The following is a 17,423-nucleotide window of genomic DNA, read 5'->3' on the forward strand; positions in this document are numbered from 1 at the left end:
GCGATGGCCTACGGTCTCGCCATGACGGTCCGCTGGCACGCCCCGGGGCGGGTCAACCTGGTCGGCGAGCACACCGACTACAACGCCGGGTTGGCGCTGCCGTTCGCGCTCGAGCGTGGTTGCGTGGCCACGGTCTCACTGGCGGACGAGCTCTGTGCGTCGTCGGCGCAGACCGGTGAGCGGGTCGTGGTCGACGATCTCCGGGCGCTGCCCGGCGGCTGGGTCCGCTACGTGCTCGGGCCCGCGCGCGTGCTCCGCGACCGCGGCCACGACGTGCCGCCCGTGGCGGTGACCGTCGACAGCGACGTCCCCGTGGGGGCAGGTCTCTCCTCGTCCGCCGCGCTCGTGTGCTCGGTGACCGCCGCGCTGGACGACCTCCTCGGGCTCGAGCTCGGCGCCGACGAGCTGCTCGCCGTCAGCCGCGCGGCCGAGAACGACGTGGTCGGCGCTCCCACCGGCGGCCTCGACCAGCTGGCCGCGCTGCGCTGCCGAGCCGGGCACGTGCTGCTGTGCGACTTCGCCGACCACTCGACGCAGCAGGTGCCGTTCGACCCGGAGGCACACGGGCTGCGCGTGCTGGTGGTGGACACCCGGGTGGAGCACGCCCACGCCGGGGGCGAGTACGCCGCTCGCCGGCGCTCCTGCGAGGAGGCCGCCCGCCGCCTGGGCGTGGCCGGCCTGCGCGAGGTCACCGACCTGGCCGCCGCGCTCCGGGCACTCGACGACGAGACGCTGCGGCGCCGCACCCGCCACGTCGTCACCGAGAACGACCGGGTCCGCCGGGTGGTCGAGGCGCTGCGGGGCGGCGACGTGGCCGGCATCGGTCCGCTGCTGTCCGCGTCACACGCCTCGCTGCGCGACGACTTCCAGGTCACCGTGCCCGCGACCGACCTCGCGGTCGCGACGCTCGAGCAGGCCGGTGCCCTCGGCGCGCGGATGACCGGCGGTGGGTTCGGCGGCTCGGTCATCGCGCTCGTTCCGGTGGAGCGCGCATCGGCCGCCACGGCCGCCGTCGAGCGAGCGCTCGCGTCGGCGGGCCACCGGGCGCCGTACGCCTTCACGGCACGGCCGTCGGCAGGGGCCCGGCGGGTCGGCGCCGCTCCGCGCGGCTGATCAGCGAGCAGTCCGGCCGGTCGAGCGGGCGCCCTGCACCGCCCAGGCGACCAGGTCGCGAGCGGGCCCCTCGGGCGGGTGCGCACCGCCCTTCCAGACGGCGTGCAGCTGGCGGGTGAGGTCCAGGCCCGTGACGGTGACCTGCACCAGCCGACCGGTGGCGAGGTCGTCGCGCACCGCGTGCGCCCCGACGGCGGCGGGACCGGCGCCGGCGGCGACCGCCGCCCGCACCGAGGCGGTGCTGGAGAGCTCGAGGACGGGCGGCGCCTGGACCTGACCGGCGAGCGCCCGCTCCAGCACCATGCGGGTCCCCGACCCGGGCTCCCGCACGACCAGCGGTGTCGCCGCGAGCGTCTGCACGGACACGCGGCGGCGCGCTCGCTGCGCCCAGGGGTGCGCCGGGCCGACCACCACGAGCAGCTCGTCGGTGCCGACGAGCCGGGAGCGCAGCCCCCGCGGCGCGTCCGGCCCCTCTACGAACCCCAGGTCGACCTCACCGGCCGTCACCAGCTCGCCGACACGGGCGCTGTTGGTGGCGGTCATGGTGATCTCGGTCGGCCGCACCCCGCGCTGGGTCTGCTGGGCCCGGAGGCCGACCAGCCAGCCGGGCAGCAGGTGCTCGGCGATGGTCAGGCTCGCCGCGATGGCGAGGTGGCCGCGCCGGTCCGCGCGGAGGGCGGTGATCCCGGCGTCCAGCTCGTGCGCCGCGTCGAGCACCCGGCTCGCCCACTGCACCAGGAGCTCGCCGGTGGCGGTCAGCTCCGAGCCGCGTCGGCTGCGGGCGACGAGCGGCTCACCGACCAGCGACTCCATGGTGCGGACCCGCGACGAGGCCGCCTGCTGCGTGATCCCCAGCTCGCTGGCGGCCGCCCCGAGGCTGCCGCTGCGCGCGACCGTCACCAGCAGCTCCAGGGCGCGGAGGTCCGGCACGTGGGAACCGAGCATGTCACAACCCTACCTTGTGACCACCCAAGCACGACCTCGTTCCGCCCGCCCGACGTGCTGGCAAGACTCAGCGGCATGACTCTTCGCGTTGCGATCGTGGGCGGTGGCCCGGCCGGCATCTACGCCGCCGACCTGCTCACCAAGTCCGACACCGCCGTGTCGGTCGACATCCTCGAGCGTCTCCCCGCGCCCTTCGGGCTCGTCCGCTACGGCGTCGCGCCGGACCACCCCCGGATCAAGGAGATCGTCAAGGCGCTGCAGCGGGTGCTCGGCCACCCCGACGTCCGCTTCCTCGGCAACGTCGAGTTCGGCGTCGACGTGAAGCTCGAGGACCTGCGCGAGCTCTACGACGCCGTGGTGGTCGCCACCGGCGCCATGGCCGACCGCGACCTCGGCATCCCCGGCGAGGACCTGCCCGGCTCCTTCGGCGCCGCCGACTTCGTGTCCTGGTACGACGCCCACCCCGACGTGCCGCGGTCCTGGCCCCTGGACGCCCGGGAGGTCGCCGTCGTCGGGGCCGGCAACGTCGCGCTCGACGTCGCGCGGGTGCTCGCGAAGACCGGCGAGGAGATGCTCAGCACCGACATCCCGGAGCACGTCTACCAGGGGCTGCGGGAGAAGCGGGCGACCGACGTCCACGTCTTCGCGCGCCGCGGGCCGGCGTACGTGAAGTTCTCGCCGCTGGAGCTGCGCGAGCTGGCCCACTCCCCCAACGTCGACGTCGTCGTCCACCCGGAGGGGTTCGAGGTCGACGACGCCGCCATGGCGCACATCGCGAGGAACCGGCAGGCCAAGATGGTCCTCGACACGCTGGCCAACTGGGTCGGTCGCGAGCCGACGGGGAAGCCGCACCGCATCCACCTGCACTTCCTCGAGCAGCCGGTGGAGATCGTGGCCGGCGACGGCGCGGTCGCCGGGCTACGCACCGAGCGGACCCGCGCGGTCGGCGACGGCTCGGTCGAGGGCACCGGCGAGGTCACCGAGTGGCCGGTGCAGGCGGTCTACCGGGCGGTCGGCTATCGCAGCGCCGCCCTTCCCGGGCTGCCGTTCGACGAGCGCGCCGCCGTGGTGCCCAACGACGGCGGCCGCGTGCTCGGCCTCGACGGGGAGCGGATCCCCGGCACCTACGTCACCGGGTGGATCAAGCGCGGCCCGGTGGGCCTGATCGGGCACACCAAGAGCGACGCCGCCGAGACGGTCGGTCACCTCCTGGCCGAGACCACGCCCACCGCACCTTCGCGCACCCCTGAGGACGTGGACGCCTACTTCGCCGAGCGCGACGTCGAGGTCGTCACCGCCGCCTCCTGGGACCGCATCGACCAGCACGAGATCGCCCTCGGCCAGGCCCAGGGCCGTCTCCGCGTCAAGCTCGCCGACCGCGAGGAGATGCTCCGCACCGCCCGCCCCTGACCCGGCGGACCGGAGCCCCGGGACTCGGCGGGATCAGGGGTCGGTCAGGGAAGGGGGCGGCCCCGGGCGGAGACGTAGAGGGCGTACCACTCCGGGCGGGTCATCGTGGCGGCCACCGACGCCGCCTCCGCGCACGCGCGGATCCGGTCCGGGCTGGTGGTGCCGATCACCGGTGAGATCCGGGCGGGATGCCGCATCAGCCACCCGAGTACGACGGCCTCGCGGCTGACCTCGCGCTCCTCCGCCATCCGCGCCACGAGCCCGGCCGTCCCCGCGGCCGCCGGGTCGTCCTCGGGCAGCGCGCCACCGCTGTAGCGGCCGCCGGCGAGCGACCCCCACGCCTGCAGCTCGATGCCGTGGCGCCGGCAGTGCTCGAGCGTGCCGTGCGGAAAGTCGGTCTCGGCCGCCTCCGGGTGGTTGACCAGCACGGCCGCGTCCACGAACCCCGGCCGCGCCAGGCTCATCTCCAGCTGGTCGGCCACGACCGGGGTCGCCAGCGCGTCCTGCAGCGCGGCGAGCTGGGCCGCGGACATGTTGGAGGCGCCGACGTCGCCGACGAGGCCCTCCCGCTGAAGCTCCGCCACCGCTCCCGCGACCTCCTCGGGCTCGGCGAGCGGGTCCGGCCGGTGGAGCAGCAGCACGTCGAGCCGGTCGACGCCGAGCCGCTCGAGGCTGCCGGCCACCCGCTCCCGGATCGCGCCGCCGCTCAGGTCGTAGTGACCCACGACCCCGGGCTCCTCGAGCCGGATGCCGACCTTGCCCTGCACCACGATCCGCTCGCGCAGCCCCGGCGCCCGGCGCAGCACCTCCCCGAACACCGACTCCGCACTGCCGCGCCGGTAGATGTCGGCGTGGTCGAAGCGGTCGATCCCGGCGTCGAGCGCCGCGGCCACGGCCGCCTCGGCGACCTCGATCTCGCGGGCGCCGTACGCGCCGTCCTGCCAGGAGCCGCCCAGCCCCATGCAGCCGTAGACCAGCCGCGAGCGCTCCCCCTCGATCACCCGATCAGCCTAGGCGTCCGCCGCCGGGAAGACCTGTCGGCGTAAGCACACGCCGGGCTCGACGCGCCTCACCGCGGGACCGACCAGACCAGCGTCGTGCCCTCCCCCGGCGCCGACCGGATCTGCAGCTCGCCGCCACGCCGCTCGGCCCGTACCCGGATGTTCGCCAGGCCGCTCTCGATGCGGCCGGGGTCCATGCCGCGCCCGTCGTCGCGCACGGTGAGGTCGATGGAGTCCCCGGCGGCCAGCGTCACCTCGATCGCCGTCGCCTCCGCGTGCCGGCTCGCGTTGGAGAGCCCCTCGGCGAGCACCGCCAGCAGGTCGGGAGCCAGGTCGGCGGACACCAGAGTGCGCACCGGGCCCTCGAACCGCAGCGTCGGCCGGAACTTCAGCGTGGCGGCGGCGCGCTCCACCAGCCGCGTCGCCTCGGCCTGGATGTCGCCGGCGGTGTCGAGCGAGCCGAGGCCGAAGATGGCGCGGCGGATGTCCTTGATGGTGGCGTCGACGTCGTCGACCGCCTGCTCCAGCCGCTCGGCCACGTCGGGCCGCTCCACCATCCGGGCGGCCCCCTGCAGCCCGAGGCCGATCGCGAACAGGCGCTGGATGACCAGGTCGTGGAGGTCCCGGCCGATGCGGTCGCGGTCCTCGAAGACCGCCAGCCGGCGCTGGTCCTCGCGCGCCTCGACGAGCTGGAGCGCGAGGGCCGCCTGCTCGGCGTACGACAGCACCAGCTGCGGATCGACCCCGTAGTAGCGGTCCTCGTGGTCACGCATCCAGCCGAGCGTCAGCGCACCCCGAGTGCGCGCCGACGGGTGCAGGGGTACGGCGATGGCGGGGCCCAGCCCTGCGAGACCGGGCAGTTCAGGGGTCGGTGCGCCCTCGGCCTCAGCGACGTCCTCCACCGACGCGGCCTCCTCCTTCTCGATCGCGAGCCCGGCGACGGGGTCGCTCGCCGCCAGCTCGCCCAGCTCCCCGCCGGTCAGCCGGGCGCCGGCGACCGCCGCGACCTCGAGCCGCTCACGGTCGGGGCCGGTGACGATCCAGGCCACGTCGGCTCCGCCGGCCTCCAGGGCGAGCCGGGCGACCGCGTCGTAGGGGTCCTCGGGGGCGCTGGGCCCGATCAGCATCGCCGCGATCTCTGCGGTGGCCTTCACCCACCCCTCGCGCGTGGTCGCCTCCTCGTAGAGCCGGGCGTTCTCGATCGCCACGCCGGCCGCCGCGGCCAGCGCGACGACGATCTCCTCGTCCTCGGCGGTGAAGTCACCGCCGCCGACCTTCTCGGTGAGGTAGAGGTTGCCGAAGACCCGGTCGCGGATCCGGACGGGGACGCCGAGGAAGGACCGCATCGGCGGGTGGTTGGCCGGGAAGCCGTACGACGCCGGGTGCTCGGCGATGTCGTGGAGCCGCAGCGGCTCGGGCCGGTCGATGATCAGCCCCAGCAGCCCGTGGCCGGTCGGCAGGTCGCCGATCTCGGCGGCCAGCTCGTCGTCGACGCCGTGGTGGACGAAGGTCCGCAGCCGGCGCTGGCGGCCCGCGCTCAGCACCCCGAGCGCGGCGTACTGCGCACCTGCCAGGCGGCTCGCGATCGACACGATCCGAGCCAGCACGCCGTCGAGGCTGAGGTCGGCGGAGATGGTGACGACCGCGTCCAGCAGCAGCTGGAGCCGGGCCTGGTGGTCGAGCGCGCCATGCATCCGGTCGAGCACCGCCCGCACGAGGTCCTCGAAGTCGACCTCGTCGAGGTGCGTCGGCGCCGGCTGCTCCTCCGGACGGCCGGTCATCGCGCACCGACCGCGAGCGACCCGGGCCCGCCACTGAGCCGAGGAGCGGTCGACGCCCCGGAAGGTCGAAGGTCCCGGACCGCCGGGACCTCCGCGGCTCGCGCCGACCCGACGCGCGGTGGCACGGTCGAGACGAACCCGAGGAGGTGCGTGATGGACACGTCGCAGGCCCAGGCACAGGAACAGGCCCAGGAACAGGCACAGCGCAGGCGGCTGGTGGAGCTCGGCGAGGAGGAGTGCTGGGCCCTGGTGCGCACCCGCGCCGTCGGCCGGGTCGCCTGGCAGGGCGGCCAGGGCATCACGGTGCTGCCCCTCAACTTCGCGGTGGAGGGCACCGACGTCCTGTTGCGCACCACGCCGTACTCGCTGCTCGCGCGCGACGGCATGGACGGCGAGGTCGCCTTCCAGGTGGACGACGTGGATGCCGAGCAGCACACGGGATGGAGCGTACTCATGCACGGTGTCTGCCGCCGGGAGCAGCGGCCGGGCGCGGAGCCGACCCCGTGGGTGACCGGGCCGCGGGTGCTGGGCCTGCGGATCGCGGTGCGCAGCATCAGCGGCCGCCGCCTGGCCGGGTGATCCTCACTCGGTCGGTCGCGGCGTCGTGCCGCCGTGCTTGACCGCGTAGATCGCGGCCTGGGTGCGGCTCGACATGCCGAGCTTCGCCAGCAGCGAGGAGACGTAGTTCTTCACCGTCTTCTCGGCCAGGTGCGTCTCCCGCGCGATCTGGCGGTTGGTGAGGCCCTGCCCGATGAGGTCGAGGATCCGCAGCTCCTGCTCGGTGAGCGCCTCGAGGCTCTTGTCGACCGGGGGGCCGCTGCGGATCCGCTCGAGCACCTGCGCGGTGACCGACGGGTCGAGCGTCGACTGGCCGGCCGCGACGCGACGGACCATGTCGACCAGGTCGTTGCCGCGGACCTGCTTGAGCACGTAGCCGGCAGCGCCGGCCATGATCGCGGAGAAGAGGGCGTCGTCGTCGTCGTACGACGTGAGGATCAGCGCCTTGATCGACGGGTCCTGCGAGCGCACGTCGCGGCACACGTCGATCCCGGACCCGTCCGGCAGGCGCCCGTCGAGGATCGCGACGTCGGGTCGCAGCGCCGGGATCCGCCGCGTCGCCTCCAGCGCGGAGTCGGACTCGCCGACCACCTCGAGGTCCGGCTCGCTCTCGAGCAGGTCGCGGATGCCGCGCCGGATCATCTCGTGGTCGTCCAGCAGGTAGATGCGGATCGGCCCCTCGTGAGCCGGCACCGGTGAGTCGCTCATCCCCTCACGGTAGTGGCCGAGCCCGACGCAGGGGACCCATCGACGTGCAAGCAGGGACTTTCGGCCCTTGGGACGGTGGCGGTGGTGACGAAGAGTGGGCCTTCCAGATGGACGAGTGGGGGACCTCATGGCCAAGGGGCTGGCAACCAGCGACCGGAACGCATCGACCGACGTCGTCACGCGGCTGGTCAAGCTCGCGTGCCACGCACCGAGCGTGCACAACACCCAGCCGTGGCTGTGGGAGTACGACGGCAGCCGGCTGGCCCTGCGCGCCGACATGGCGCGCCACCTCCCGGCCGAGGACCCCGACGGGCGCAACCTGACGATCAGCTGTGGCGCGGCGCTGCACCACCTCCAGTTCGCTGCGCGCACCCTCGGCTGGGCGACCGCGGTGTGGCGGCTGCCCGACGTCGCCGACCTCACCGTCCTGGCCCACGTCGCCGTCGGGCGGAGCGACCGCCCGGAGGTGTCCAGCGAGGACCTCGACCTGCTGCGGCGGCGGTGCACCGACCGCCGCCGGTTCACCGCGTGGCCGGTCCCCGACGACCGGCTGCAGGCGTTGTGCGACCTCGCCGAGCCCTGGGGGGTCCGTGCGCAACCGATCACCTCGATGTCGGCGCGCTTCCGTCTCGAGGTCCTGGCCAACCGCGCGGTCAGCTACGTCGAGCTGGACGGGCGTCGCCTCCGTGAGCAGGCCCGCTGGGTCGGCCGGGCGGGCGACGACGGCATCCCGGTGGCGGTCCTGCCGGACAGTCCGGAGCCGCTCCGTGCCCGTTCCCGGTTCCGCGCCGGCGTCCTGGAGGACGCCCGGATGGCGCTGGGCGGCGGCGACGCCGTGGTTGCGCTCGGCGGGGACTCCGACGACGTCGGGAGCTGGCTCCGCACCGGCGAGGCGCTCAGCGCCCTCTGGCTCGAGGCGACCCGCCAGGGCCTGTCGATCGTGCCGCTGAGCCAGCCGATCGAGGTCGAGACGACCCGCCAGGAGCTGGAGGACGCGGTGCTCGACGGCGGCTTCCGCCCCCACATCCTGCTTCGCGTGGGGTGGCAGGCCATCGGACGCAGCGAGCTGCCGCGGACCCCGCGCCGGCCCGTCGGCGAGGTGCTGCGGGCCTGACCGGTCGCCGGCTCGGCCGACCGTGGTCGGGCTGGAGACCCCCGCGTGGGGGGCCGAAGGTCCCCCGACCCGAGGGGCGTCCGGCCGTGTCGGTCGGGCGTCGGGAAGCGGAGTCTGAAGCCATGACGAACAACATCCAACCCGGCACGATCGTCGTCGCGACCGACGGCTCCGACGACGCCGACCGTGCGATCCACTGGGCCGCGGAGCAGGCGTGGTACGAGCGCCGCCTCCTCACCGTGGTCACGGCCACCGGCGCCCCGTCGGTGCCCTCTGCCCCTTGGGACGCGCGCGCCGCGGCGTACACCGCTCACACCCAGGACCTCGTCGAGGCCGCGCAGGCCGTCGCCGACGAGGCCCTGGCCGTCGTCCGCCGGATGCGGCCCGGCGTGCAGGCCTCCGCGACCGCGGTGGTGGGTGACGCCCGGCAGGTCCTGGTGGACCTCTCGGCCGACGCGCACCTGGTGGTGGTGGGGTCCCGCGGCCACGGACCGCTTCGCAGCAAGCTGCTGGGCTCGGTCAGCGCCGCGGTCAGCCGGGACGCCGCCTGCCCGGTCGTCGTCTGCCGGCCGCCCCGGCGACGCTCGGCCCAGGACATCGACACCGGGGTGCTCGTGGGTGCCGACGGCACTCCCGAGTCGCTGCCCGTCATCGAGTTCGCCTTCCAGCAGGCGTCCATGCGCGGGCTGCCGCTGACGCTGATGCACTCGGTCTGGGACCAGCTCGCCGCGCTGCACGGCCTTGTCGCGGCCCCGGCCACCGAGGACGACGAGCAGCGCCTGCTCCTGGCGGAGAGCGTCGCGGGCTTCGCCGCCAAGTTCCCCGAGGTCCGGGTCGAGCTGCTCCCCGCCCGCGGCATGCCGGAGGACTGCCTCACCGCCGACAGCGCTCGCTGGGACCTGATCGTCGTCGGGCGCCACCCGGTGGACACCGTCCTCCGGCTGGTCACCGGCGCGGTCGCGACCGCGGTCGTCGAGCACGCCCACACCGCCGTCGCCGTCGTGCCGCAGGCCGAGCCGGCGCCCCAGTCCTGACCACCCACCAGAGATCGGAGAATCCGATGACCACCTCAACCCAGCACCCCGTGGTGCACCACCCCGACGTCCTCGTCGAGCAGGACATCGTCACGCACGGCGCCACCCGGCGTGCGCTCGCCGCCCTCCGGATCGGCTTCGGCCTGACCTTCCTGTGGGCGTTCTTCGACAAGCTCCTCGCCCTGGGCTACGCCACCGGCAAGAACGCGGAGACCGGCGCGGTCGACCGCTTCGGACCGGACGCCTGGATCAACGAGGGCAGCCCCACCTACGGGTTCCTGACCTTCGGGGTCCCGCAGGACAACCCCTTCCGCGAGTTCTTCAACGGCATCGCGGGTGACGCCTGGGCCGACTGGCTCTTCATGGCCGGCCTGCTCGGCATCGGGCTGGCGCTCACGTTCGGCGTGGGCATCCGGCTCGCCGCCGTCACCGGTGCGGCGCTCTACCTGATGATGTGGGTCGCCGCGATGCCCCTGGAGAACAACCCCGTCATCGACGACCACCTGCTCGGAGCGGTGACCGTCGTGGTCCTCGCCCTCACCCTGGCGGGCGACACCTGGGGCCTCGGCCGGGTGTGGGCACGGACGTCGATCGTGCGCAGGTTCCCCTTCCTGCGCTGACCGCGTCGGCTCCCGCCGAGCGAGCCTCGCCCCCGGACCGCGGTCCGGGGGGCGAGGCTCATTTCGAGGGGGCCGAAGGTCCTCCCGCTGTGGGAACCAGGACCGTGCCGGCGGCCGCCGCGACCGACGAGGCTCGAGACATGAACACGAACCCGATCCCGTCCGGTTCCGTCCTCGTCGCCGTCGACGGCTCCGACCACGCCGCGCGCGCCGTGGCCTGGGCGGCCGAGGAGGCAGCTCTGGAGCACCGCCCGGTGACCGTCGTCAGCGTCGGCGAGGAGGGCCGGCCGGCCCTTCGCGAGGCCACGGAGACGATCGAGCGGCTCGCTCCCGGCGTCGCCGTGCACACGGTCGCGGCCACCGGCGACCCCCGCGGCGTCCTCGTCGACATGTCGCGGGACGCCCACCTCCTCGTCCTGGGCTCCCGCGGGCGAGGGGCCGTGCGGAGCATCCTGCTCGGCTCGGTGAGCGCCGCCGTCAGCAAGTACGCGTACTGCCCCCTGGTCGTCTGCCGCCCGGTCGACCGCACGGACGCCGGCGACGGGGTGCTCGTGGGAGCCGACGGCTCCCCCGAGTCGCTCCCCGTCATCGAGTTCGCCTTCCGGCAGGCCTCGATGCGCGGACTCCCCCTCACCGTCGTCCACTGCGTCTGGGACGCCCTGGCGGCGGTCGCCGGCATGCGCAACATCGCCGTCGAGGAGCTCGACCCCGCCGCGGTCGAGGACATCCACCTGCTGCTGGCCGAGTCCGTCGCCGGGTTCACCGAGAAGTACCCGGAGGTCGAGGTGTCCCGGCGCGTCGCCCACGGCCTGGTCGACGAGGTCCTGGCGGCCGGTGCCTCGGCCTGGGACCTGGTCGTGGTCGGTCGGCATCCGATCGACTCCCTCGGACGCGTGGTCACCGGGTCCATCGCCACCGCGGTCGTCGAGCGCGCGCGGACCACCGTGGCCGTCGTACCCGAGGCGGCGGGGAGGGACTGGGCATGAGCGAGCGCAGCTCGACCGCACTCGTCCTGTACGAGTCGATGTTCGACAACACCGCATTCGTCGCCGACGCCGTCGCCCGGGGTCTCGGCCGCGCCGGCTACGCCGTGCACTGCCTGCCGGTCTCCTCGCTGGCGGCGACCGGCCCGGTCGACGTGGACCTGATCGTCCTCGGTGCACCGACCCACGCCTTCTCGCTCAGCCGCCCCCAGACCCGCGCGGACGCGGTGCGCCAGGGCGCGGCACCCGACCGGGCGCGGATCGGAGCCCGGGAGTGGATCGCCGCCGTACGTCCGGAGAGCTTCGGCACCGACCGGGTCGCCGTGTTCGACACCCGGGTCGCCAAGGTCCGCCGGCTGCCGCTGGCGGCCGGCGCAACGGCCGGCCGGCTCCTGCGCCGCCGCGGGTTCCGTCTCCTGCGCAAGCCCGTCGCCTTCCTCGTCGAGGACACCCGCGGGCCGCTCGTGGCCGGCGAGCTCGCGCGCGCCGAGCGGTGGGGCCAGATGGTGGGCGCCGCCTGCCGGGACGAGATGCGCGACGCCGCCTGAGCACCGGCGGCGGTCGGAATCGCCTGTGGAACCGCGCGGTGTCGACTAGCGTCCGAGCACCATGAGCTCCCCGCCCCTGCTCCGCTCCGCCCTCGTCGCGGCCCTCGCCACGTCCCTCGCCGCCTCGCTGGCCGCCTGCGGCGACGAGCCCGGCCCCACGCCGAGGGCGGTCGACGGCCCCACGACGCTCCAGCCGGACGACGGACCGGCGACGCCCGCCGGCTACGAGCGGGTCACCTGCGAGGTGGAGACTGCTGACCGCTCGGTCACCGTGGTGCTCGACGTACCGGTCGGGACCGAGCCGCCCGACGTCGAGGGCACCGGCCCCAGCCACAGCTGCGCCTACTACCCGCAGTCCGACGGCGTGCCGGAGATCCGGGTGGTCCTGCTGCACGGCGACGACCAGGCCAACGACGACGTCGACATCGCCAGCCTCGCGGACATGGAGGCGGGCTTCGACGAGCTGTACGGCGAGGAGGCCGTCGCGAACGTCGACTGGGAGCAGGACGTGGTGGCCCTCGGGGAGACGGTGGGCAACCGCCTCACCTGGACCAGCGAGTACGAAGGCATCCCGGAGTGGAACTTCCGCGCCGAGGCCGACGGAGTCCAGGTGTGGCTGACCGCGCAGGGCGAGGAGTTCGACGGCGCGGAGATGGAGCAGACCTTCGAGCACATCGCATCGAGCGTGCGAGAGGGCTGACGCCGAGGGGTGCCGCACTGCCCGGCGTCTCTGCCACGATGGGCGCATGGCGAGCACCGATGCCGACGAGCGGCGACGGCACAGCATCGTCGTCATGCGCCGGGTGCGCGACCGGATCGACCGCGACTACGCGCGACCGCTCAACCTCGACGACCTCGCGAGCGGCGTCGCGATGTCCTCGGGCCACCTCAGCCGCGAGTTCCGCCGCGTGTTCGGCGAGTCCCCCTACTCCTACCTGATGACCCGGCGCATCGAGCGCGCCATGACCCTGCTGCGCCGCGGTGACCTCAGCGTGACCGACATCTGCTTCGAGGTGGGCTTCTCCTCGATGGGCACGTTCAGCAGCCGGTTCGCCGAGATCGTGGGGATGCCGCCGACGGTCTACCGCCGGGAGCAGTCGCGGGCCGCGGAGGGCATCCCGGCGTGCTTGGCCCGGCAGGTCACCCGACCGGTCAGGAATCGAGAAGCGACCGCGCCCGGCTCCCCCTAGGTTCGGGGCCATGAAGATCCTCATCCACTACACCTTCCTCCCCCACACCGACCCCGACGCCAGCCTGCGGTTCTACCGCGACACGCTCGGCTTCGAGGTGCGCAAGGACGTCGGCTACGAGGGAATGCGCTGGATCACCGTCGGCCCTCCCGGACAGCCCGAGACCTCGATCGTGCTGCACCCGCCCGCCGCCGACCCCGGCATCAGCGACGAGGAGCGTCGTACCGTCCTGGACCTGATGGCCAAGGGCGCGTACGGCGCCGTCACCCTGGCCACCGACGACCTGGACGGCCTCTTCGCCCGCCTCGAGGCCGACGGTGCCGACGTCGTCCAGGAGCCGATGGACCAGGACTACGGCGTTCGGGACTGCGCCTTCCGCGACCCCTCCGGCAACCTGCTCCGCATCAACCAGCTGGACTGACCGGCGGCTCGCGCTGGCCCCGAGACCCGGCGGCCCTCCGGGGCGTGAGGCAGCACCCGAGCTGGGCGCAAGCTCGAGGCCACCGTGCGAGTGGACGCCGACGGACGGAAGACAGACCGGCTCCGTCGAGCTTGCCGACCCGACCTCAGGACTCCGGGGGACCCAGTCGGACGTCGACCGGGTCCCCCGGGCAAACCCCTGCCGATGTGGTCGTACCACTGTTTACGGATCACGGTCGCCACGCAGGGTCAGTGCCTGCCGTAGCCCGTTCGCCCCAGGGGTGAGGCGAGACCGCGAGGCTACAGACTCGTTCTCTCCAAAGGTCGACCGAGTATCGCGAGGACAGCGGCAGCCGAGTGCGTCAATCCGGAGTGCAACGGAGCCGCCAGGGCCAGACCGGAGCCGTAAGTGGCCGGTTTGTGGCTGCGATCGAATCCTGCTCGCGGGTCCAGTCGGCGTGTCAGTGGAGTGGGAGGTAGACGACCCGGTTCTCCCAGTCGTTCGGCTCGCTCGCGCCAGCGATCAGGATGAGCTCGTCGATGAGCACAGATCGAGGAACGGACTCCGGGATCTCGATGACCCCCGGCATGGGCAGTCCGGCGGCAACGCGCTCGTAGGCGAAGTCGGCGAAGGTCGAGACATCGTGAGTCACCACGATGCGCTCCTCGCGGGCGGCCCACTCCAGCACCTGCGGGTCATCGACCTCGCGTAGGCCAACCTCTTGCACGGGCACGATGTCGAGATCGGGCTCGCGTCGCTTCAGCCCTGCCAGTGTCTTGTGATCGAAGTTCTCGTCAGCCAGGAACTTGACCGTCATGCGTCCGGCCGGGCGAGGATCTTTGCGCGGAGGCCCTCGGGCGGGAACCTCGTCTCGATCGCAGAGCGCTGCGCGGTGCGCTCGTCGGCTCGCCCTGCCAGGTAGTCATTGACGTCGTCACGATGACGCACGCAGTAGGTGAAGATGGCATAGATGTCGCCGAGCGAGACGGTCGGATACGACTCGTGGATTGCTTCGGGCGAGTCCCCGCGTTCGAAGGCAGCGACGAGTGTGTCCAGCGGAACTCGGGTGCCGATCACGATGAGCCGACCAGCGGCGTCCCTGGTCAGCGGAACCGGCTCTGGCTCGATCGCCGCTGCGGTCATCTCGATGCACCTCCGCTTCAAGCGTACCGGCGATACCCTGCAGGAGTGCCGGGATTCGTCACTCACCCTGCCGAGCCCGTCGCCCGGGATGCGGCGATCAGATCGTTGGCGAGTGTCTCCGCCATCGCCTCCTCCTCGATCGCAAGTCCGTGCGCGGCCATCACCTCGGCAAGCCTCGGGTCCCATGGCGAGGGGACCGGGCGTCCCTCGAGGGCAAGCGATGGCAGGTCGCCCTCGACAACGGCCAGGTAGTCCGTGGAGGTGTATCTCCACGGCGTCCAGTGAACCCGCCGGCGGAGGGCCTGCGCTATCTGCAGGCCTGGCCAGTCGAAGTCACCGTGGTAGCGACACCCGGCTCCGCGTCCGGTCAGGATGGCAATGAGTTCCACCACCGCGGTGCTGGGCTGGCCCCACGTGCAGATCAGCACCGGCGCAGACGCGCCCGCATCCGAGCACCCCCAAGCCGTGGCGGCAACCTCGACGATCGTCGGGTTCTCGCAGACGTGGACGATCCGGTCGGTTGGCAGCACCTCGACACCGCCGGAGCGGACCTGGTCGAGGGTCAGAACCAGAGGCATCCGGGCGGTTCGCATGGCCTCCAGCGCCGCCGCGCTCGCCTGCGCCGACGCCCCAGCCGGGTCAGCCGCACCCGGAACCCCCAGGCACAGCACCGTCGACGCGACGTTGGACAGTACGACGCCAACCGCTGCCCAAGCATCGCGGCTCGAATGAGCGTCCGGCGCGAACGCAGCCGCGACAGCAGCGGCAGCCAAGCGCCCGAGTGGACGCGACATGTCGAGAGCATGCGCGTCGCCAGTAAGCCGTCGCGCGAACACAGACAACGGCTCCCCTGCCGATGGCAGAGCCGCCACGACCGATGCCACGAGTTCGACGAGACGAGCACCGACGTCGGGCCCGTGGGCAACCCCGGTCCGCGCAGCCTCCGCCCGCGCTGCTCGCTTGAGCCCACCCGTCGAGCAGAATCCCTCCCACCAGTCCCCGAGCCCCGGGTGGTCGGCAACAGCTTCGCGAAGGCCATCCGCAGCGCGGGCCCAGTCGGTGGCGGTGCGCTGGCGTTCCACTGCCGGGTCGACGACGGGTCCGGTCAGCGTCTCGACGGCGTCGGCGAGCCCCGCTGGCCACGGTCCCCTGCGCAGGATCGCCTCGACGTCGGCAAGGTCAACCCGCAGGGTGGCGGCCGGGCGTCGTGGCCGCCCGACCAGCCGCACCGCCGCAGACCGCTGCGCGTCGGTCGGCTCGTCGAGCTGTACGACGCCGGTCAGGCTCGATCCGCGAGATGCAGCGATCCGGGAGCGCACCCGGGCCAGCAACCAGGCCATCTCCGGAACGCCGAGGAGCCGCTCCAGCGCAGCGCGGTCGCCGCTCGCAATCTTCGAATCCATCGTCATCCGAACAACGCGTCGTCCGGCGCAGTCGAATCGTGCGCATCGCCGGCCTGAGCAGCCCCTTCGACCTCGGCGAGTCTGGTGCGGCGGGTGCCGTTCCACTGCCAGCGGGTGACGCCGACTGCATCGACTCCTTCGACCCGGGAGAGCTGGGCGATGGCGAGCCCCGGCACCTGCGGGTAGCACCCCCACTCCCGCTCACTCGTCATCACGACGTCGAGGTCGAACGTGGCAAGCAGCCCCAGCGCCTTCGCGCGGGAGTCGTCGTCCACACCGGCGAAAGCCTCATCCAGCAGGATGAGTCGTGGCGCGTGCGGACTGGCGGAGTTGTAGTGGGACGAGGCGGCCGCGAAGAGCGGCACCGACATCGCCAGGACGCGCTCCCCACCCGAGGCCGGTCCGGTGGCAGGACGCCACTGGCCGTTCTGTCGACGCTCGATGACGAAGGAGTGCCACTGCCGGTAGTCGAGCGCCTGCTCGAGGTGTTCGGCCCAGCCGCCGGTCGGGTCGGTCTCGCGAACCTCGGCAATGCGGGCCTGGAGGAACCCTCCGATTGCGGAACGGTCTGCAGCCGTCCAGGTCGCGTCGGAGCGCACCATCAGGCCACGCGCAGCAGCGAGCCCGGCCGGTCCGTCACTCCGCTCCTGCCATCGGAAGCGCAGCTGCATCCCGGTGGAGGTCTTGCGGGCGGCGAGCTCCGCGTTCATCCGGTCGATCTGTGCCTCGGCCGCCAGCAGCAACTCGTGGAGCTCCCCGGCAACCTCGTTGACCAGGTGGTTCTCCAGGATCTCGCGCTCCTTCGCGCTGAGCAGCCGCTCACGTTGCTCCACGTCGTCACTCAGTCGTACGGCGAGCCGGTCGATGTCGACCTCCTCGCTCAGGTAGCGCACGCGGGCCACGACCACCTCCCCGCGCGGATCGAGGAACGAGGTGTGGCCGTGGCGGCTCATCTGGGTGGAGAGCTCCTGCGCTGCAGTCGACATCCGTTGCTGCGCCCGGCGCCAGGCGTCGTCACTCTCCTCGACATCGTCGAGTTCCTGTTCGGCGCCTCGGGAGAGGGCGAGCGCGGCGGTGACGCTCCAATCGTCCGGCGCGTCCGGGTCGGGGACCTGGAGAGCGGGCAGCGCGACGCGCAGCAGTCCGGTGGCAGCGAAGGCGCGCAGGTCACCGATCACTCGTTCACGCTCGGTGGCCGCCTCCTCGCGACGGGTGCGGAGTTCGCGGACCTTCTCTTCCAGGCTGCCGCGACGACCTGCGGTGTCCACCTGCTCTCCGCTGATCCGCGCCAGCTCGGCTTCCACCTCCGTGAGCGCGGCGGTGGTCTCACCGAGCCGCCGCTCCAACTCCGCGACCGACGCACCGACGGTGGCGCGGAGAGCGTCTGCCTGGGCGCGCAACCGCACAGCATCGGCGCTGGTCATGCGTGCGGTCTCGTCGCGCTCCGTCAG

19 protein-coding genes are annotated in these 17,423 nt (G+C 73.2%); 11 read left to right on the forward strand and 8 right to left on the reverse strand.

Annotated features, from left to right (window positions below; translation table 11 throughout):
- Nucleotides 1–3 precede the first annotated feature (3 nt).
- On the forward strand, nucleotides 4–1,113 hold the full coding sequence (gene galK, locus ACPOLA_RS12900; RefSeq protein ID WP_435770848.1) for a galactokinase: 1,110 nt from the start codon (nucleotides 4–6) through the stop codon (nucleotides 1,111–1,113).
- Here galK and ACPOLA_RS12905 read toward each other — a convergent pair whose 3' ends face one another.
- Nucleotides 1,114–2,058: a LysR family transcriptional regulator gene (locus ACPOLA_RS12905; protein ID WP_435770849.1), complete on the reverse strand. Its 945-nt coding sequence runs from the start codon at nucleotides 2,056–2,058 to the stop codon at nucleotides 1,114–1,116.
- Between the two features lie 75 nt (nucleotides 2,059–2,133).
- Between ACPOLA_RS12905 and ACPOLA_RS12910 the strand changes: the two genes are divergently transcribed.
- Nucleotides 2,134–3,468 carry an FAD-dependent oxidoreductase gene (locus ACPOLA_RS12910; protein WP_435770850.1) on the forward strand — a complete coding sequence of 445 codons (1,335 nt, stop codon included), beginning with the start codon at nucleotides 2,134–2,136 and terminating at the stop codon, nucleotides 3,466–3,468.
- Nucleotides 3,469–3,512: 44 nt separating this feature from the next.
- Here ACPOLA_RS12910 and ACPOLA_RS12915 read toward each other — a convergent pair whose 3' ends face one another.
- The gene (locus ACPOLA_RS12915) at nucleotides 3,513–4,469 is read right to left on the reverse strand and encodes an aldo/keto reductase (RefSeq protein ID WP_435770851.1); all 957 of its coding nucleotides are present in this window, start codon (nucleotides 4,467–4,469) and stop codon (nucleotides 3,513–3,515) included.
- A gap of 68 nt (nucleotides 4,470–4,537) precedes the next feature.
- A complete protein-coding gene (locus tag ACPOLA_RS12920; protein ID WP_435770852.1) occupies nucleotides 4,538–6,250 on the reverse strand; it encodes a sensor histidine kinase in 1,713 nt (570 codons plus the stop codon).
- A 153-nt stretch (nucleotides 6,251–6,403) separates the two neighbouring features.
- Between ACPOLA_RS12920 and ACPOLA_RS12925 the strand changes: the two genes are divergently transcribed.
- Nucleotides 6,404–6,829 carry a pyridoxamine 5'-phosphate oxidase family protein gene (locus ACPOLA_RS12925; RefSeq protein ID WP_435770853.1) on the forward strand — a complete coding sequence of 142 codons (426 nt, stop codon included), beginning with the start codon at nucleotides 6,404–6,406 and terminating at the stop codon, nucleotides 6,827–6,829.
- Between the two features lie 3 nt (nucleotides 6,830–6,832).
- Here the strand turns inward: ACPOLA_RS12925 and ACPOLA_RS12930 are convergent, their stop codons facing one another.
- Nucleotides 6,833–7,516: a response regulator gene (locus ACPOLA_RS12930; protein ID WP_435770854.1), complete on the reverse strand. Its 684-nt coding sequence runs from the start codon at nucleotides 7,514–7,516 to the stop codon at nucleotides 6,833–6,835.
- 127 nt (nucleotides 7,517–7,643) lie between these two features.
- Between ACPOLA_RS12930 and ACPOLA_RS12935 the strand changes: the two genes are divergently transcribed.
- The 8 genes from ACPOLA_RS12935 (at nucleotide 7,644) to ACPOLA_RS12970 (ending at nucleotide 13,426) form a co-directional block, all read left to right on the forward strand.
- The gene (locus ACPOLA_RS12935) at nucleotides 7,644–8,630 is read left to right on the forward strand and encodes an Acg family FMN-binding oxidoreductase (protein ID WP_435770855.1); all 987 of its coding nucleotides are present in this window, start codon (nucleotides 7,644–7,646) and stop codon (nucleotides 8,628–8,630) included.
- 122 nt (nucleotides 8,631–8,752) lie between these two features.
- Nucleotides 8,753–9,664: a universal stress protein gene (locus ACPOLA_RS12940; protein WP_435770856.1), complete on the forward strand. Its 912-nt coding sequence runs from the start codon at nucleotides 8,753–8,755 to the stop codon at nucleotides 9,662–9,664.
- Between the two features lie 26 nt (nucleotides 9,665–9,690).
- Nucleotides 9,691–10,284: a hypothetical protein gene (locus ACPOLA_RS12945; protein ID WP_435770857.1), complete on the forward strand. Its 594-nt coding sequence runs from the start codon at nucleotides 9,691–9,693 to the stop codon at nucleotides 10,282–10,284.
- 140 nt (nucleotides 10,285–10,424) lie between these two features.
- Nucleotides 10,425–11,270, forward strand: a complete 846-nt coding sequence (locus ACPOLA_RS12950; protein WP_435770858.1) for a universal stress protein — start codon at nucleotides 10,425–10,427, stop codon at nucleotides 11,268–11,270.
- Nucleotides 11,267–11,815, forward strand: coding sequence for a flavodoxin family protein (locus ACPOLA_RS12955; RefSeq protein ID WP_435770859.1), 549 nt, complete (start codon nucleotides 11,267–11,269; stop codon nucleotides 11,813–11,815). Before ACPOLA_RS12950 ends, ACPOLA_RS12955 begins: the two co-directional genes overlap by 4 nt.
- A 61-nt stretch (nucleotides 11,816–11,876) precedes the next feature.
- A complete protein-coding gene (locus ACPOLA_RS12960) occupies nucleotides 11,877–12,515 on the forward strand; it encodes a hypothetical protein (RefSeq protein ID WP_435770860.1) in 639 nt (212 codons plus the stop codon).
- Between the two features lie 46 nt (nucleotides 12,516–12,561).
- Nucleotides 12,562–13,005 (forward strand): helix-turn-helix transcriptional regulator, encoded by a 444-nt coding sequence (locus ACPOLA_RS12965; protein ID WP_435770861.1) that lies wholly within the window; start codon nucleotides 12,562–12,564, stop codon nucleotides 13,003–13,005.
- Between the two features lie 10 nt (nucleotides 13,006–13,015).
- Nucleotides 13,016–13,426, forward strand: a complete 411-nt coding sequence (locus ACPOLA_RS12970; RefSeq protein WP_435770862.1) for a VOC family protein — start codon at nucleotides 13,016–13,018, stop codon at nucleotides 13,424–13,426.
- 460 nt (nucleotides 13,427–13,886) lie between these two features.
- On the opposite strand, the gene ACPOLA_RS12975 is transcribed toward ACPOLA_RS12970, so the two are convergent.
- The 4 genes from ACPOLA_RS12975 to ACPOLA_RS12990 all read right to left on the reverse strand — a co-directional run bounded on the left by ACPOLA_RS12975 (nucleotide 13,887) and on the right by ACPOLA_RS12990 (nucleotide 17,396).
- Nucleotides 13,887–14,243: a DUF5615 family PIN-like protein gene (locus ACPOLA_RS12975; protein WP_435770863.1), complete on the reverse strand. Its 357-nt coding sequence runs from the start codon at nucleotides 14,241–14,243 to the stop codon at nucleotides 13,887–13,889.
- Complete coding sequence (locus tag ACPOLA_RS12980) at nucleotides 14,240–14,569, reverse strand: DUF433 domain-containing protein (RefSeq protein ID WP_435770864.1); 330 nt, start codon at nucleotides 14,567–14,569, stop codon at nucleotides 14,240–14,242. Before ACPOLA_RS12980 ends, ACPOLA_RS12975 begins: the two co-directional genes overlap by 4 nt.
- Nucleotides 14,570–14,631: 62 nt before the next feature.
- Nucleotides 14,632–15,972 (reverse strand): TIGR02679 family protein, encoded by a 1,341-nt coding sequence (locus ACPOLA_RS12985; RefSeq protein WP_435770865.1) that lies wholly within the window; start codon nucleotides 15,970–15,972, stop codon nucleotides 14,632–14,634.
- Nucleotides 15,973–15,974: 2 nt separating this feature from the next.
- A complete protein-coding gene (locus tag ACPOLA_RS12990; protein WP_435770866.1) occupies nucleotides 15,975–17,396 on the reverse strand; it encodes a TIGR02680 family protein in 1,422 nt (473 codons plus the stop codon).
- Nucleotides 17,397–17,423 lie beyond the last annotated feature (27 nt).

It is taken from the genome of Nocardioides proteolyticus, from assembly GCF_051280635.3.
Classification (GTDB): Bacteria; Actinomycetota; Actinomycetes; order Propionibacteriales; family Nocardioidaceae; genus Nocardioides.